The sequence below is a fragment of the Marinobacter sp. ES-1 genome (genome assembly GCF_000475255.1).
Lineage (GTDB): Bacteria > Pseudomonadota > Gammaproteobacteria > Pseudomonadales > Oleiphilaceae > Marinobacter > Marinobacter vinifirmus.
Genome location: NZ_AXBV01000061.1, coordinates 1 through 14,075, shown reverse-complemented (window position 1 = coordinate 14,075; position 14,075 = coordinate 1). Strand labels below are relative to the sequence as shown.

General features: G+C 54.6%; 28 protein-coding genes and 1 pseudogene. All 29 read right to left on the bottom strand.

The window, feature by feature from the left end; all coding sequences use genetic code 11:
- Positions 1-196: 196 nt before the first annotated feature.
- On the bottom strand, positions 197-595 hold the full coding sequence (rplQ, locus tag Q668_RS11750) for a 50S ribosomal protein L17 (protein ID WP_022989800.1): 399 nt from the start codon (positions 593-595) through the stop codon (positions 197-199).
- Positions 596-628: 33 nt separating this feature from the next.
- On the bottom strand, positions 629-1,633 hold the full coding sequence (locus Q668_RS11745) for a DNA-directed RNA polymerase subunit alpha (protein WP_022989799.1): 1,005 nt from the start codon (positions 1,631-1,633) through the stop codon (positions 629-631).
- A gap of 35 nt (positions 1,634-1,668) precedes the next feature.
- Complete coding sequence (gene rpsD / locus Q668_RS11740) at positions 1,669-2,289, bottom strand: 30S ribosomal protein S4 (RefSeq protein WP_022989798.1); 621 nt, start codon at positions 2,287-2,289, stop codon at positions 1,669-1,671.
- An 18-nt stretch (positions 2,290-2,307) separates the two neighbouring features.
- Positions 2,308-2,697, bottom strand: a complete 390-nt coding sequence (gene rpsK / locus Q668_RS11735; RefSeq protein WP_004580767.1) for a 30S ribosomal protein S11 — start codon at positions 2,695-2,697, stop codon at positions 2,308-2,310.
- A 13-nt stretch (positions 2,698-2,710) separates the two neighbouring features.
- The gene (rpsM, locus tag Q668_RS11730; RefSeq protein WP_022989797.1) at positions 2,711-3,067 is read right to left on the bottom strand and encodes a 30S ribosomal protein S13; all 357 of its coding nucleotides are present in this window, start codon (positions 3,065-3,067) and stop codon (positions 2,711-2,713) included.
- A gap of 140 nt (positions 3,068-3,207) precedes the next feature.
- Positions 3,208-3,321 carry a 50S ribosomal protein L36 gene (gene rpmJ, locus Q668_RS16910; RefSeq protein WP_008174902.1) on the bottom strand — a complete coding sequence of 38 codons (114 nt, stop codon included), beginning with the start codon at positions 3,319-3,321 and terminating at the stop codon, positions 3,208-3,210.
- Positions 3,322-3,354: 33 nt separating this feature from the next.
- Positions 3,355-4,677, bottom strand: coding sequence for a preprotein translocase subunit SecY (secY, locus tag Q668_RS11725; protein WP_036219842.1), 1,323 nt, complete (start codon positions 4,675-4,677; stop codon positions 3,355-3,357).
- Between the two features lie 17 nt (positions 4,678-4,694).
- Complete coding sequence (rplO, locus tag Q668_RS11720) at positions 4,695-5,129, bottom strand: 50S ribosomal protein L15 (protein WP_022989795.1); 435 nt, start codon at positions 5,127-5,129, stop codon at positions 4,695-4,697.
- A 1-nt stretch (position 5,130) separates the two neighbouring features.
- Positions 5,131-5,319: a 50S ribosomal protein L30 gene (rpmD, locus tag Q668_RS11715; protein WP_007153997.1), complete on the bottom strand. Its 189-nt coding sequence runs from the start codon at positions 5,317-5,319 to the stop codon at positions 5,131-5,133.
- A 4-nt stretch (positions 5,320-5,323) separates the two neighbouring features.
- Positions 5,324-5,824 carry a 30S ribosomal protein S5 gene (gene rpsE / locus Q668_RS11710; RefSeq protein WP_022989794.1) on the bottom strand — a complete coding sequence of 167 codons (501 nt, stop codon included), beginning with the start codon at positions 5,822-5,824 and terminating at the stop codon, positions 5,324-5,326.
- Between the two features lie 12 nt (positions 5,825-5,836).
- Positions 5,837-6,184, bottom strand: coding sequence for a 50S ribosomal protein L18 (gene rplR, locus Q668_RS11705; RefSeq protein WP_022989793.1), 348 nt, complete (start codon positions 6,182-6,184; stop codon positions 5,837-5,839).
- 9 nt (positions 6,185-6,193) lie between these two features.
- On the bottom strand, positions 6,194-6,727 hold the full coding sequence (gene rplF / locus Q668_RS11700) for a 50S ribosomal protein L6 (protein WP_022989792.1): 534 nt from the start codon (positions 6,725-6,727) through the stop codon (positions 6,194-6,196).
- 9 nt (positions 6,728-6,736) lie between these two features.
- Positions 6,737-7,129 carry a 30S ribosomal protein S8 gene (gene rpsH, locus Q668_RS11695; protein ID WP_022989791.1) on the bottom strand — a complete coding sequence of 131 codons (393 nt, stop codon included), beginning with the start codon at positions 7,127-7,129 and terminating at the stop codon, positions 6,737-6,739.
- An 88-nt stretch (positions 7,130-7,217) separates the two neighbouring features.
- A complete protein-coding gene (gene rpsN, locus Q668_RS11690; RefSeq protein WP_022989790.1) occupies positions 7,218-7,523 on the bottom strand; it encodes a 30S ribosomal protein S14 in 306 nt (101 codons plus the stop codon).
- Positions 7,524-7,535: 12 nt separating this feature from the next.
- A complete protein-coding gene (gene rplE / locus Q668_RS11685) occupies positions 7,536-8,075 on the bottom strand; it encodes a 50S ribosomal protein L5 (protein ID WP_022989789.1) in 540 nt (179 codons plus the stop codon).
- A 15-nt stretch (positions 8,076-8,090) separates the two neighbouring features.
- The gene (gene rplX, locus Q668_RS11680; protein WP_022989788.1) at positions 8,091-8,411 is read right to left on the bottom strand and encodes a 50S ribosomal protein L24; all 321 of its coding nucleotides are present in this window, start codon (positions 8,409-8,411) and stop codon (positions 8,091-8,093) included.
- 17 nt (positions 8,412-8,428) lie between these two features.
- A complete protein-coding gene (gene rplN / locus Q668_RS11675) occupies positions 8,429-8,797 on the bottom strand; it encodes a 50S ribosomal protein L14 (RefSeq protein ID WP_011784252.1) in 369 nt (122 codons plus the stop codon).
- Positions 8,798-8,815: 18 nt separating this feature from the next.
- Positions 8,816-9,082 carry a 30S ribosomal protein S17 gene (gene rpsQ / locus Q668_RS11670; RefSeq protein ID WP_022989787.1) on the bottom strand — a complete coding sequence of 89 codons (267 nt, stop codon included), beginning with the start codon at positions 9,080-9,082 and terminating at the stop codon, positions 8,816-8,818.
- A 1-nt stretch (position 9,083) separates the two neighbouring features.
- Complete coding sequence (gene rpmC / locus Q668_RS11665) at positions 9,084-9,275, bottom strand: 50S ribosomal protein L29 (protein WP_008174877.1); 192 nt, start codon at positions 9,273-9,275, stop codon at positions 9,084-9,086.
- Positions 9,275-9,688, bottom strand: a complete 414-nt coding sequence (gene rplP, locus Q668_RS11660; RefSeq protein ID WP_022989786.1) for a 50S ribosomal protein L16 — start codon at positions 9,686-9,688, stop codon at positions 9,275-9,277. The genes rpmC and rplP overlap by 1 nt, the downstream gene beginning before the upstream one ends.
- Positions 9,689-9,700: 12 nt before the next feature.
- Complete coding sequence (gene rpsC, locus Q668_RS11655; RefSeq protein ID WP_022989785.1) at positions 9,701-10,384, bottom strand: 30S ribosomal protein S3; 684 nt, start codon at positions 10,382-10,384, stop codon at positions 9,701-9,703.
- Between the two features lie 11 nt (positions 10,385-10,395).
- Positions 10,396-10,728 (bottom strand): 50S ribosomal protein L22, encoded by a 333-nt coding sequence (gene rplV, locus Q668_RS11650; RefSeq protein ID WP_008940674.1) that lies wholly within the window; start codon positions 10,726-10,728, stop codon positions 10,396-10,398.
- 16 nt (positions 10,729-10,744) lie between these two features.
- The gene (rpsS, locus tag Q668_RS11645; protein WP_036219840.1) at positions 10,745-11,020 is read right to left on the bottom strand and encodes a 30S ribosomal protein S19; all 276 of its coding nucleotides are present in this window, start codon (positions 11,018-11,020) and stop codon (positions 10,745-10,747) included.
- Between the two features lie 23 nt (positions 11,021-11,043).
- Positions 11,044-11,871 carry a 50S ribosomal protein L2 gene (rplB, locus tag Q668_RS11640; RefSeq protein WP_022989783.1) on the bottom strand — a complete coding sequence of 276 codons (828 nt, stop codon included), beginning with the start codon at positions 11,869-11,871 and terminating at the stop codon, positions 11,044-11,046.
- Between the two features lie 17 nt (positions 11,872-11,888).
- Complete coding sequence (rplW, locus tag Q668_RS11635; protein ID WP_008174862.1) at positions 11,889-12,182, bottom strand: 50S ribosomal protein L23; 294 nt, start codon at positions 12,180-12,182, stop codon at positions 11,889-11,891.
- Complete coding sequence (gene rplD / locus Q668_RS11630) at positions 12,179-12,784, bottom strand: 50S ribosomal protein L4 (RefSeq protein ID WP_022989782.1); 606 nt, start codon at positions 12,782-12,784, stop codon at positions 12,179-12,181. The genes rplW and rplD overlap by 4 nt, the downstream gene beginning before the upstream one ends.
- Before the next feature lie 11 nt (positions 12,785-12,795).
- Positions 12,796-13,434 (bottom strand): 50S ribosomal protein L3, encoded by a 639-nt coding sequence (rplC, locus tag Q668_RS11625; RefSeq protein ID WP_022989781.1) that lies wholly within the window; start codon positions 13,432-13,434, stop codon positions 12,796-12,798.
- A gap of 75 nt (positions 13,435-13,509) precedes the next feature.
- On the bottom strand, positions 13,510-13,821 hold the full coding sequence (rpsJ, locus tag Q668_RS11620; RefSeq protein ID WP_004580743.1) for a 30S ribosomal protein S10: 312 nt from the start codon (positions 13,819-13,821) through the stop codon (positions 13,510-13,512).
- A gap of 187 nt (positions 13,822-14,008) precedes the next feature.
- Positions 14,009-14,075 (bottom strand): annotated as a pseudogene (locus Q668_RS16905) (elongation factor Tu); the annotation flags it as partial.

Genomic DNA, 14,075 nt, shown 5'->3' with positions numbered 1-14,075 from the left:
TGTGATGGGCGGACGCTTACAAAGTTTCTGCCGGAAAAAGATGTCTGAGCGAAGCGAGTTGTTTTTCCAAAGAAACTTTACCCCCACCCCCTGGCCAGCCCCGAACCCCGCAGGCTGCAGACCCAAGCCAAACTCCAGGCACAAAAAAACCGGACCCCTTTCGGAATCCGGTTCTTTAAGGACTACAACGAAGATTTTACTCCGCGTCGTCGTCCATCTCTTCAGCTTCGATGTCCAGAGGACGACCGACCAGCTCTACGAATGCCATAGGGGCATTGTCGCCAGCACGGAAACCGCACTTCAGGATACGAAGGTAACCACCCGGACGCTCGCTGTAACGGGGGCCCAGCTCATCAAACAGCTTGGCTACCGCAGCATCGCTACGCAGGCGTGAGAACGCCAGACGACGATTTGCTACCGAATCATTCTTTGCGAGCGTGATCAACGGCTCAGCTACCCGACGCAGCTCTTTAGCTTTCGGGAGCGTCGTTTTGATCAGCTCGTGCTCAACCAGTGACGCAGTCATGTTACGGAACATGGCCTTGCGATGCGCACTGGTCCTGTTGAACTTACGACCACTCTTACGATGACGCATTGCTCTGATTCCTTACCTTAAACTAATCGGCGATCAACCGCCCAGAACCCGGTCATCACCACGAAGGCTTGCCGGCGGCCAGTTATCAAGACGCATACCCAGAGACAAACCACGGGACGCAAGAACGTCCTTGATCTCGGTAAGCGACTTTTTGCCAAGGTTAGGCGTCTTCAGCAGCTCCACTTCGGTGCGCTGGATAAGATCGCCGATATAGTAAATGTTTTCAGCCTTCAAGCAGTTAGCTGAACGCACAGTCAATTCCAGATCATCAACCGGACGCAGCAGAATCGGATCAATTTCTTCCTCTTCTTCTACGCGCTCTGGCTCTTTCTCATGATCGAAATCTACGAACACCGCCAGTTGCTGCTGGAGAATGGTAGCCGCCCGGCGAATTGCTTCTTCCGGATCGATAGTACCGTTGGTCTCCAGGTCAATAACCAGCTTGTCCAGGTCTGTACGCTGCTCAACCCGAGCGCTCTCGACGGCATAAGCCACACGACGAACCGGGCTGAACGTAGCATCAAGCTGCAAGCGTCCGATGGCACGAGTTTCGTCCTCGTCCAGACCACGCTGATCAGCCGGCTCATAGCCGCGGCCACGTGCAACACGCAAACGCATGTTCACTTCGCCGTTCTCGCTCAGGTGACAGATCACGTGCTCCGGGTTAGCGATTTCCACATCGTGGTCCAGCTTGATATCGCCGGCAGTCACTACGCCCGGGCCTTTCTTGCTGAGCGTAAGCTCAGCATCGTCACGGCCGTGCATCTTTACGGCGACGCCCTTGAGATTCAGTAGAATCTCGATGACGTCTTCCTGGACACCTTCAATGGCACTGTACTCGTGCAGGACACCGTCGATCTGTGCTTCAGTCACGGCGCAGCCCGGCATTGAAGACAGAAGAATACGACGCAGCGCGCTACCCAGGGTGTGACCGAAACCGCGTTCAAGCGGCTCCAGGGTCACCTTGGCGCGCGTGGCGCTGGATTCTTTCACGTCAATGGTACGAGGTGTCAATAACTCATGTACTGAACGCTGCATAGACGCCCCTATCTGCTATCGTTGCTAACTGGGCTTTACTTGGAGTAAAGCTCGACGATGAGGTTCTCGTTGATGTCGGCCGGCAGTTCAGTACGCTCAGGTACTGACTTGTAAACGCCGGACATCTTGTTGGCGTCAACCTCTACCCAGCTTACCGGTGCGCGGCTACCAGAGAGTTCCAGAGCGCCTTTAACACGCAACTGGTTCTTGGACTTTTCGCGCACACTCACAACGTCACCCGGCTTAACCTGGTAAGACGGAATGTTCACCGACTTATCATTCACCAGGATCGCCTTGTGAGAGACGAGCTGACGAGCTTCCGCACGGGTAGAACCAAAGCCCATGCGATATACAACGTTATCCAGACGGCCTTCCAGAAGTTGCAGCAGGTTTTCACCGGTTGCGCCCTTCCGACGGGCAGCCTCTTTGTAGTAGCTACGGAACTGCTTCTCAAGCACACCGTAGATACGACGAACTTTTTGCTTCTCGCGAAGCTGCAAGCCGTATTCGGACAGACGACCGCGACGCGCGCCGTGCATACCCGGCGGAGTCTCGATGTTGCACTTGGAATCGAGCGCGCGTACGCCGCTCTTCAGAAAAAGATCTGTCCCTTCACGACGAGACAGCTTGCACTTCGGGCCTATATAACGAGCCATATTTCACTGTCTCCTGTGTTAGACGCGGCGCTTCTTGGGCGGACGACAGCCGTTGTGGGGAATCGGCGTCACATCAGTGATGTTGGTGATCTTGTACCCGCAGCCGTTAAGCGCGCGTACAGCGGATTCACGTCCGGGCCCAGGACCCTTAACCTCTACGTCCAGGTTTTTAAGGCCGTATTCAGCAGCCGCATTACCGGCTCTTTCAGCTGCTACCTGCGCAGCAAAAGGTGTACTCTTACGTGAGCCGCGGAAACCGGAACCACCTGAGGTGGCCCAGGACAGGACGTTGCCCTGACGGTCCGAAATGGTCACGATGGTGTTGTTGAAGGACGCGTGAATGTGCGCGACGCCATCAACAACCGTCTTTTTCACCTTTTTACGGGTACGTGTACCTGGCTTTGCCATGTTTGCCTACCTGTTACTTACGAATAGGTTTGCGAGGACCTTTACGGGTGCGGGCGTTGGTCTTGGTGCGCTGACCACGGACCGGAAGGCCGTGACGATGGCGCAGACCACGGAAGCAACCGAGATCCTTCAAACGCTTAATGTTCATCTGTACTTCACGACGCAGATCGCCTTCGACGGTAAACTTGCCCACTTCAGTACGAAGTGCTTCAAGCTGCTCGTCGCTCAGGTCTTTGACCTTGGCGTCCGGCTTAACGCCGGTTGCATCGCAAAGCTTCTGGGCTGTTGTCTTGCCAACACCAAAGATGTAGGTCAGCGAGATAACAGCATGTTTGTGATCGGGTATATTGACACCGGCTATACGTGCCATCCAAATTACTCCGCGTTCAAAGCTTTGCTGTGTGAATTTTCCGCCACAAAAAGGGCGCGAAATAATAGCGCCTGACCCGTGGTCGAGTCAAGCGCCACTATTCCGAACCCCTTCTGCAATGTCAGTGCGATTCCGAAGAATCAGCCCTGGCGCTGCTTGTGGCGAGGCTCCGAGCAGATGACTCGTACTGAGCCATTGCGTCGAATTACTTTGCAGTTACGGCAAATTTTCTTTACCGAAGCGCGTACTTTCATTGTCGACTCCAGTTTTCAAGGGGAACGGCTTAATCAGCCGTTCCGACCATAGCCCTTGAGATTGGATTTCTTCATCAGTGATTCATACTGATGGGACATCAGGTGCGACTGAACCTGCGCCATGAAATCCATCACCACGACTACAACAATCAGCAGAGACGTACCACCAAGATAGAAAGGCACGTTACCCGCAACCATCAGGAACTGAGGGAACAGGGATACTGCTGCAATATACATAGCCCCGAACAACGTCAGACGGGTAAGCACACCATCGATGTACTTGGAGGTCTGTTCTCCCGGACGAATACCCGGGATAAACGCGCCGGAACGCTTGAGGTTATCCGCAACTTCTTTGGGGTTGTACATCAGCGCTGTGTAGAAGAAGCAGAAGAAGACTACTGCTGCTGCGAACAGAATGATATACAAAGGCTGGCTCGGCGCCAATGCCTGGGACACATCGCTCAGCCATTCCATGCCTTCACCCTGGCCAAACCACTGACCGAGCGAAGCCGGGAACAGCAGGATGGAAGAGGCAAAGATCGGCGGAATAACACCGGCCATGTTCACCTTCAGCGGCAGGTGGCTGGACTGCTGGGCAAATACCCGGCGCCCTTGCTGCCGCTTGGCATAGTTGATGGTAAGCCGGCGCTGGCCCCGCTCCATGAAGACCACGAAGCCGACAACCGCGATTGCCAGGACACCAATACCGAGCACTACCAATAGGCTCATTTCACCGTTACGGGCCTGCTCCAGGGTCTGACCAATAGCCCCCGGGAGACCGGCAACAATCCCTGCAAAAATCAGCAGGGAAATACCGTTACCGATACCACGCTCGGTGATCTGCTCGCCAAGCCACATCATGAAGACGGCACCACACACGAAGGAAACAACCGCCACAAAGTGGAAGCTGAAGCTGTCGTTAAAGGTAACGCCCTGAGAGGCCAGCCCCACAGAAATACCAAAGCCCTGAACCAGGGCCAGGATAACCGTACCATACCGGGTGTACTGACTGATCTTGCGACGACCAGCTTCGCCTTCTTTCTTCAGCTGCTCAAGCTGCGGGCTAACCGCAGTCATGAGCTGCATGATAATAGAAGCAGAAATGTACGGCATGATACCGAGTGCGAAGATACTCATGCGCTCAAGCGCACCACCGGAAAACATGTTGAACAGACTCAGGATAGTACCCTGATTCTGGTCAAACAGTGCCGCCAACCGGTCCGGGTTGATGCCTGGAACCGGGATGTGGGCACCGATCCGGTACACCAACAACGCCAGGAAGACAAACCAGAGCCGCGAACGCAGCTCTGCAAATCCTTTTCCGGCGCCCGCAGGCAATGATGCTGTCTTGGCCATTTAGTCCTCGACTCGTCTTAGTCTTCGACTTTCCCACCCGCGGCAATGATTGCCTCGCGTGCGCCTTTGGTGACACGTAGCCCTTTAACGGTTACTGCGCGGTCCAGCTCGCCAGACAGCATAACCTTGGCTTCGCGAATTTCTTCACGAATGATGTCAGCCTTTTTCAGTGCAGCCAGGTCGACTACATCGCCTTCTACCTTCGCCAGTTCGTTCAGGCGAATCTCAGCAACGTAACGCTGCTGGCGGGAGGTGAAACCAAACTTCGGCAGACGACGGGCCAGAGGCTGCTGACCACCCTCGAAACCAGGGGCTACAGAGCCACCGGAACGGGATTTCAGACCTTTGTGACCGCGACCGCCGGTTTTACCCAGACCGCTACCGATACCACGACCAACGCGCTTGGCGCTAGGACGTGAACCAGGTTCCGGAGCAAGTTCGTTCAGACGCATCTTAGTTCTCCTCAACCTGAACCAGGTAGTTAACCCGGTTGATCATGCCGCGAATGGAAGGAGTATCTTCCACTTCAACGGTGTGACCGATTTTACGAAGACCCAGACCCTTTACACACAGCTTGTGCTTGGGCTGACAGCCGATCGGGCTGCGGGTCAGAGTTACTTTGATCGTTTTTGCGTTCGCCATGACTTCAACCCAGAATATCTTCGACGGATTTACCGCGCTTGGCTGCAATATCTTCAGGCGCCTTCATGGCCTGCAGACCCTTGATGGTGGAACGTACCACGTTCACCGGGTTGGTAGAGCCGTAGCACTTGGACAGAACGTTCTGAACGCCTGCCACTTCCAGTACCGCACGCATCGCACCACCGGCGATAACACCGGTACCTTCAGATGCCGGCTGCATGTACACCTTGGAACCGCCGTGCTGGGCGCGAACCGGGTACTGCAGAGTGTTGCCGTCAAGCGCCACATCTACCATGTTCTTGCGAGCAGCTTCCATCGCCTTCTGGATGGCTACCGGAACTTCCCGGGCCTTACCACGACCGAAACCAACGCGTCCTTTACCATCACCCACTACAGTCAGTGCGGTGAAGGCAAAAATCCGGCCGCCTTTAACAACCTTGGCGACGCGGTTTACCTGAACCAGCCTTTCCTGGAGCTCAGGCGCCTTCTGTTCGTTAACGCTCATCTTCTCCACCTCTTAGAATTGCAAGCCAGCTTCACGGGCTGCGTCGGCCAGAGCCTGGACGCGACCGTGATAACGGTAACCTGAGCGGTCAAAAGCGACCTTCTCAATGCCTGCTGCCTTGGCACGCTCAGCAATCAGCTGACCGACCTTCTTGGCAGCGTCCACGTTACCGGTTGCACCCTGGCGCAGTTCCTTATCCAACGTGGAGGCAGTGGCCAGCACTTTGCTGCCATCTGCAGTTGTAACCTGGGCGTACATATGACGCGGAGTGCGGTGAACGCACAGACGGTCAGTACCCAGCTCACGAATCTTCATGCGCACTTTACGTGCGCGACGCAGTCTTTCGATATTCGCGCTCATAGTCCCGCCTTATTTCTTCTTGGCTTCTTTGCGTCTGACCTGCTCATCCGCATAACGAACACCCTTGCCCTTATAAGGCTCGGGCGGACGGAACGCGCGAATTTCAGCAGCGACCTGGCCAACCTGTTGCTTGTCGATACCGCGAATTACAACTTCCGTATTGGACGGAGTTTCAGCGGTAACACCCTCGGGCAGCTCATACTCGACCGGATGGGAAAAACCCAGGGTCAGGTTAAGCTTCTTACCTTGCGCCTGCGCACGGTAACCTACGCCCGTCAGCTGCAGCTTGCGCTCCCAGCCTGTGGATACGCCGGCAACCATGTTGTTAACCAGCGCACGAGTAGTACCAGCAAGAGCGCGGGACTGTTTGGCACCATCGCGTGCAGCAAAGCGAAGAGTACCCTCTTCCTGCTTTACTTCTACCGCTTGGTGAATGGTGAATTGAAGTGCTCCCTTGGAGCCCTTCACGTTAATTTCCTGTCCGTTCAGCTTGACCTCAACACCGGAAGGCAGCACGACAGGATTATTGGCAACCCTGGACATGTGTATCTCCTAGAATACGGTGCAGATGACTTCGCCACCCACGCCTGCAGCTCGTGCGGCGCGGTCTGTCATAACGCCCTTGGACGTTGAGACAATCGCGACTCCCAGACCACCGGATACTTTCGGCAGTTTCCCGGCGCCTTTGTACTGGCGCAGACTCGGACGGCTAACCCGCTTGATCTCTTCAATAACCGGCTTGCCGCCGAAATATTTCAGAGTAATGGTCAGCTCGGGCTTCGCGTCAGCTGAAACAGAGAAATCCTCAACGTAACCTTCGTCCTTCAGGACCTGGGCTACGGAGACCTTCATTTTGGAAGATGGCATCGTTACGTCAGCTTTTGACGCCATCTGGGCATTACGGATACGGGTAAACATATCCGCAAGCGTGTCTTGCATACTCATTAGTATGAGGCTCCTGATCTTTTTAGTTGTGCAGCGGCGTGCCGCACCGCTTACCAACAGGCACCTGACCGAAGTCAGGTTGCCTATCTTACCAGCTTGCCTTGGTCAGGCCCGGAACGTCACCGCGCATGCCGTATTCACGGAGTTTAATCCGTGAAAGCTCGAACTTGCGCAGAACGCCGTGGGGACGACCAGTCACCTGGCAACGATTCCGAAGACGCGAAGGAGATGAATCACGCGGAAGCTGCTGGAGCTTCATTTGTGCATCCCAACGGTCATCGTCGCTGGTATTCGGGTTTTTGATAATCGCCTTGAGCTCAGCGCGCTTGGCAGCGTATTTCGCTACCAGTTGCTCGCGCTTTTGCTCGCGGTTCTTCATTGAAACCTTCGCCATGTCACTCGTTCCTTATTTCTTGAACGGAAAGCCAAAGGCTTTCAACAGTTCGCGACCTTCGTCGTCGGTACCGGCAGTGGTGGTGATGGTGATATCCAGCCCGCGGATCTTGTCGACTTTGTCGTACTCGATCTCAGGGAAGATGATCTGCTCACGAACACCCATGCTGTAGTTACCGCGACCATCGAAGGATTTCGGGTTCAGACCGCGGAAGTCACGAATGCGGGGAACCGCAATGTGCACCAGACGATCAAAGAAATCCCACATGCGCTCACCGCGCAGGGTCACTTTACAGCCAATCGGCCAACCTTCACGAATTTTGAAACCCGCTACGGATTTGCGTGCCTTGGTGACAACCGCTTTCTGGCCTGCCAGGCGCTCAAGATCCGCCACGGCATTCTCAATCAGCTTTTTGTCACCAACCGCTTCGCCAACACCCATGTTCAGGGTGATTTTCTCGATACGCGGCACCTGCATAATGTTCTTGTAACCGAACTCTTTCTGCAGGGCGGGTACCACTTCCTTAGTGTACTGCTCTTTCATGTTAAGCATCGTAACCACCACCGCTTACTGGTTATCGACAGCTTCGTTCGTGGACTTGAAGATCCGCACTTTGCTGCCGTCTTCCTTGATCTGGAAGCCAACACGATCGGCTTTGCCGGTCTGCGGATTAAAAATAGCCACGTTGGAAGCCTGGATAGGCGCTTCTTTCTCGACGATACCACCCGGGGTGCCGAGCATCGGGTTCGGTTTTGTGTGCTTCTTCATCATGTTGATGCCAGAAACAATCACGCGACCGTCGTCCTGAACCTTCAGGACTTTACCACGTTTGCCTTTGTCTTTCCCCGTGGTGACGATTACTTCGTCATCTCGTTTGATCTTTTTCATAACCGGCCTCTGGTCCTTTAAAGTACTTCGGGTGCCAGTGAGATAATCTTCATGAACTTCTCGTTACGCAGTTCACGGGTAACCGGTCCGAAGATACGGGTACCAATGGGAGCGTCCTGATTGTTCAGAAGTACCGCCGCGTTACCGTCAAAACGGATCAGAGAACCGTCCGGACGACGCACACCCTTACGGGTACGTACTACAACAGCCTTCAGGACCTGGCCTTTTTTCACCTTGCCGCGGGGGATGGCTTCCTTAACGGTTACCTTGATGATATCCCCAACGGTTGCATAACGCCGGTGAGATCCGCCCAGGACCTTGATGCACATAACCTGACGTGCACCACTGTTATCCGCGACTTCAAGCATTGTTTGAGTCTGAATCATGGTTGTTCTCCGGGCGAATTACACCTTGGCAGCGCGTTCGGTGACTTCCACCAGGGCCCAGGTCTTGGTCTTGGAGACCGGACGGGTTTCCTGGATGGTAACGGTGTCACCAATGTTGCACTGATTGCTTTCATCGTGTGCATGGATCTTGGTTGAACGCTTCATGTACTTACCGTACAGAGGGTGTTTCACCTGACGCTCAACCAGGACCACGATGGACTTGTCCATCTTGTTGCTCACGACCTTGCCGCTCAGAGTTCTGGCAGTTTGGGTAGCTTCGGTCATGTCACTGTCCTGCCTTTTCATTCAATACTGTTTTCACGCGAGCGATATCGCGCTTCACCTTGCCGAGAAGGTGAGACTGATTCAGCTGACCTGTCGCCTTGCGCATGCGCAGGTTGAACTGCTCCTTCAGGAGGTCGATCAGCTCTTTGTTCAGCTCCTCGACTGACTTTTCACGCAGCTCTGTTGCTTTCATCACATCACCGTCCTCTTAACAAAGGTGGTCTGTACCGGCAGTTTGGCAGCAGCCAGAGTGAAAGCTTCGCGGGCGATTTCTTCCGCTACGCCTTCCATCTCGTAAAGCATACGGCCTGGCTGAATCTCAGCCACCCAATACTCGACAGAACCTTTACCTTTACCCATACGTACTTCAAGCGGCTTACCGGTGATCGGCTTGTCCGGGAATACCCGGATCCAGATCTTACCGCCCCGCTTGATGCGGCGAGTCATGGTACGACGCGCTGCCTCAATCTGGCGCGCAGTTATACGCCCACGGCTAGTCGCCTTCAATCCGTATTCACCGAAGCTCACCTTATTGGCGCGGTGAGCAAGACCGGTGTTACGGCCTTTCATTACCTTGCGGAATTTGGTGCGTTTTGGTTGCAGCATAAGAGTGCCCCTTTACTTAGAACCTTTCTTCCCAGAGGCTTTCTTGTCAGCACGGACCTGCTCCATACCACCAAGAATCTCACCTTTGAAGATCCATACCTTTACGCCGATAATGCCGTAAGTGGTCTTCGCTTCGTAGGTTGCATAATCAATATCTGCACGCAGTGTGTGCAGAGGTACACGACCTTCGCGATACCACTCGGAACGTGCGATCTCAGCACCCCCAAGACGACCACCAACCTGAATCTTGATACCCTTGGCACCCTGGCGCATGGCGTTCTGTACCGCACGCTTCATAGCGCGACGGAACATCACACGACGCTCCAGCTGGCCGGCAACGTTTTGCGCTACCAGGCGGGCATCCAGGTCCGGTTTGCGGACTTCTTCGATGTTGATGTGCACGGGCACACCCATCATGTCGCTAACTTCGCGACGCAGACGATCAACATCTTCACCCTTCTTACCGATAACAATACCGGGGCGGGCGGTATGGATCGTGATCCGGGCGTTCTGAGCAGGGCGCTCGATCACGATCTTGCTGACAGACGCCTTAACCAGACGCTTGTCGAGGAACTCGCGAACCTGAATATCATTCAGCAGATTCTTCGCGTAGTCCTTCTTGTCGGCATACCACACTGAGTTGTGCTCTTTGATCACACCCAGGCGAATGCCGGTTGGATTTACTTTATGACCCATCTGAGCATCTCCTACTTGTCGGCGACCTTGACGGTGATATGACAGGTGCGCTTGAAAATACGATCAGCGCGCCCCTTGGCTCGAGCTTTGATTCGCTTGAGCGTTGGGCCCTCATCCACCATAACGGTGGAAACCCTCAGATCATCTACGTCCAGACCTTCGTTATGCTCAGCGTTGGCAATGGCAGACTCAAGAGCCTTCTTGATTACTACCGCTGCCTTCTTCGGGCTGAAAGTCAGAATGTTCAGGGCGTCCTCAACAGCCTTGCCGCGTACCTGGTCGGCGACAAGACGTGCTTTCTGAGCTGAGAGGCGAGCGCCCTTATACTTGGCTGCTACTTCCATTTCTATTACCTCACAATCAGCGTTTAGCTTTCTTGTCGGCCGCATGGCCACGATAAGTACGCGTTGCCGCGAACTCACCCAGTTTATGACCGACCATATCTTCGGTGACATAAACCGGCACGTGCTGCTTGCCGTTGTGGACTGCAATGGTCAGGCCTACCATCTCCGGAAAAACTGTTGACCGGCGGGACCAGGTTTTAATGGGCCGCTTGTCATTTCCTTCCAGAGCTGCCTCGACCTTCTTCAACAGATGCAGGTCTATAAAAGGACCTTTCTTTAAAGAACGTGGCACAGCAATTACCTCTATGTAGTCGTTTACTTGGCTGAACGACGACGTACTATCATCTTGTCAGTACGCTTGTTCTTACGAGTCTTATGCCCTTTGGTCGGAACACCCCACGGAGTAACCGGGTGACGTCCGCCAGAGGTACGCCCTTCACCACCACCATGCGGGTGGTCAACTGGGTTCATAGCAACACCACGTACTGTTGGACGTTTACCGCGCCAACGTGATGCACCCGCTTTACCAAGCTGCTTGAGGCTGTGCTCGCTGTTGGATACTTCACCCAGCGTTGCACGGCAATCTACAAGCACCTTACGCATTTCACCTGAACGCAGGCGGATAGTGGCATATGCCCCTTCCCGAGCTACCAGCTGTACGGATGCGCCCGCGGAGCGAGCCAGCTGGGCACCTTTGCCAGGCTTCAGTTCGACGCAGTGGATCACAGAACCGACCGGAATGTTCCGGAGCGGCAGAGTGGAGCCCACCTTGATCGGCGCGTCGACGCCGGAACGCACTGGATCGCCAGCTTTCATACCCTTGGGAGCGATGATGTAGCGACGCTCGCCATCGGAGTACTTCAGCAGTGCGATGTGCGCAGAGCGGTTAGGATCATATTCCAGGCGCTCAATGATCGCCGGGATACCATCTTTGGTCCGCTTGAAATCGATAACACGGTAGTGTTGCTTATGACCACCACCAATGTGACGAGTAGTAATGCGGCCAGCATTGTTACGGCCACCAGACTTACTCTTAGTTTCTACCAACGGCTCGTAAGGACGTCCTTTGTGCAGATCCGGGTTGTAAAGTTTTACAACGTGACGGCGTCCGGCAGATGTTGGCTTGGTTTTGACGATCGGCATATTACGACCCCTTTACCTTATTCCACATCCAGAAAATCGATGTCCTGACCTTCTGCCAGCTTGACGTAAGCCTTACGAATGTCATTACGCTTGCCGAACCCGCGGATAGTGCGCTTGAGCTTACCCTTACGGTTCAGAACCTGAACACCTTCGACGGTGACGTTGAACAGCTGCTCAACGGCTTTTTTGATCTCCGGCTTGGTTGCATCAGGGGCTACACGAAACACCACCTGACCACGCTCTGCCGCCAGAGACGCTTTTTCTGATACGTGCGGCCCAAGCAGGACCTTGTAAATACGTTCCTGATTCATCCCAGCATCTCCTCGATCTTCTTCAGAGCGGGAACAGTCACCACGACTTTCTCGAAGGCAACCAGGCTGACCGGATCCAGACCCGCTACGTCGCGAACATCCACGTGGGGAATGTTGCGGGAAGCCAGGTGCAGGTTCTGCTCAACGTTCTCGGACAGGATCAGGGCATTGGAAACACCCAGGTCCTTCAGCTTGGCAGTAAAGGCCTTGGTCTTGGGGGAGTCGACATTGATGTCGTCTACCACAACCAGACGCTCCTGACGAACCAGCTCGGAGAGAATGGAACACATAGCCGCACGGTACATCTTGCGGTTAACCTTCTGCTCGAAGTCGCGAGGCTTGGCAGCGAAGGTTACACCACCGGAGCGCCAGATCGGGCTACGGATGGTGCCGGCACGTGCACGGCCAGTACCCTTCTGGCGCCACGGCTTCTTGCCGCCGCCACTAACTTCGGAACGTGTTTTCTGAGCCTTGGTACCCTGACGGCCAGCTGCCATGTAGGCAGTTACCACCTGGTGAACCAGAGCCTCATTAAAATCTTTGGCAAATGCAGCGTCGGAAACAGAGATTCCCTTGCCGCTACCAGTAATTGTTAATTCCATCGCACCGCTCCTCAGGCTTTAACTGCAGGCTTGATGACAACATCGCCGCCAGTTGCGCCAGGTACGGCACCACTTACCAGCAGCAGGTTGCGCTCGGCATCGACACGGACAATCTTCAGGTTTTGCACAGTAACCTGCGCATTACCCAGCTGACCGGCCATTTTCTTGCCCTTGAATACCTTGCCCGGAGTCTGGTTCTGACCAATGGAACCCGGAGCACGGTGGGACAGAGAGTTACCGTGAGTAGCGTCCTGCATAGAGAAGTTCCAGCGCTTTACGCCGCCCTGGAAACCCTTACCCTTGGACTGACCGATGGCATCAACCACCTGACCGTCTTCGAATACAGAGACAGTGAGCTCGCCACCCGCAGCCAGCTCTTCGCCTTCGCCGTCAGCCAGACGGAATTCCCACACGCCACGACCAGCCTCGACACCCGCTTTCGCGAAGTGACCAGCAGCCGCCTTGTTTACACGGGAGGAACGACGAGAACCTACGGTTACCTGTACTGCACGGTAGCCGTCGCTTTCGAGAGTTTTGAGTTGGGTAATGCGGTTGGGCTCAACCTCAATTACCGTGACAGGCAGGGCCTGTCCTTCGTCCGTAAAAATACGGGTCATACCGGCCTTACGACCGACAACACCAATTGCCATGTTTCACCTCTTAAGTGTACGGGGCTCGCACCCTCTATGGCCTATGACAGTTACACAGACTAATACCGGGCGGTATTAGCCGAGGCTGATCTGAACGTCTACACCTGCTGCCAGGTCCAGTTTCATCAGAGCATCCACTGTCTTTTCCGTCGGCTCAACAATGTCGAGCAGACGCTTGTGCGTACGAATTTCATACTGATCACGCGCGTCTTTGTTGACGTGCGGAGAGATCAATACCGTGTACTTTTCCTTCCGCGTCGGCAGAGGGATTGGACCACGCACCTGAGCGCCGGTCCGCTTAGCGGTATCGACGATCTCCTGCGTGGACTGGTCGATCAGGCGATAATCAAACGCCTTCAACCGGATTCGAATTTTTTGGCTTTGCATGATGCACCAAACTCCACTCGTAGCAGCTACTAGTTAGCCGACCTTCAAAAAAAGGAGCCGCATTGTATGCATAATACCCAACCGTGTCAACTGCCACTGCAATCGACACCGCCAGGTACGCTTTTGCGACTTAAACGGAAAAAGGGGCTGAATGATTCAGCCCCTTTTTCCTGATCAATCGAGCATATTACTCGATGATCTTGGATACCACGCCGGCACCAACGGTACGGCCACCTTCACGAATCGCGAAGCGC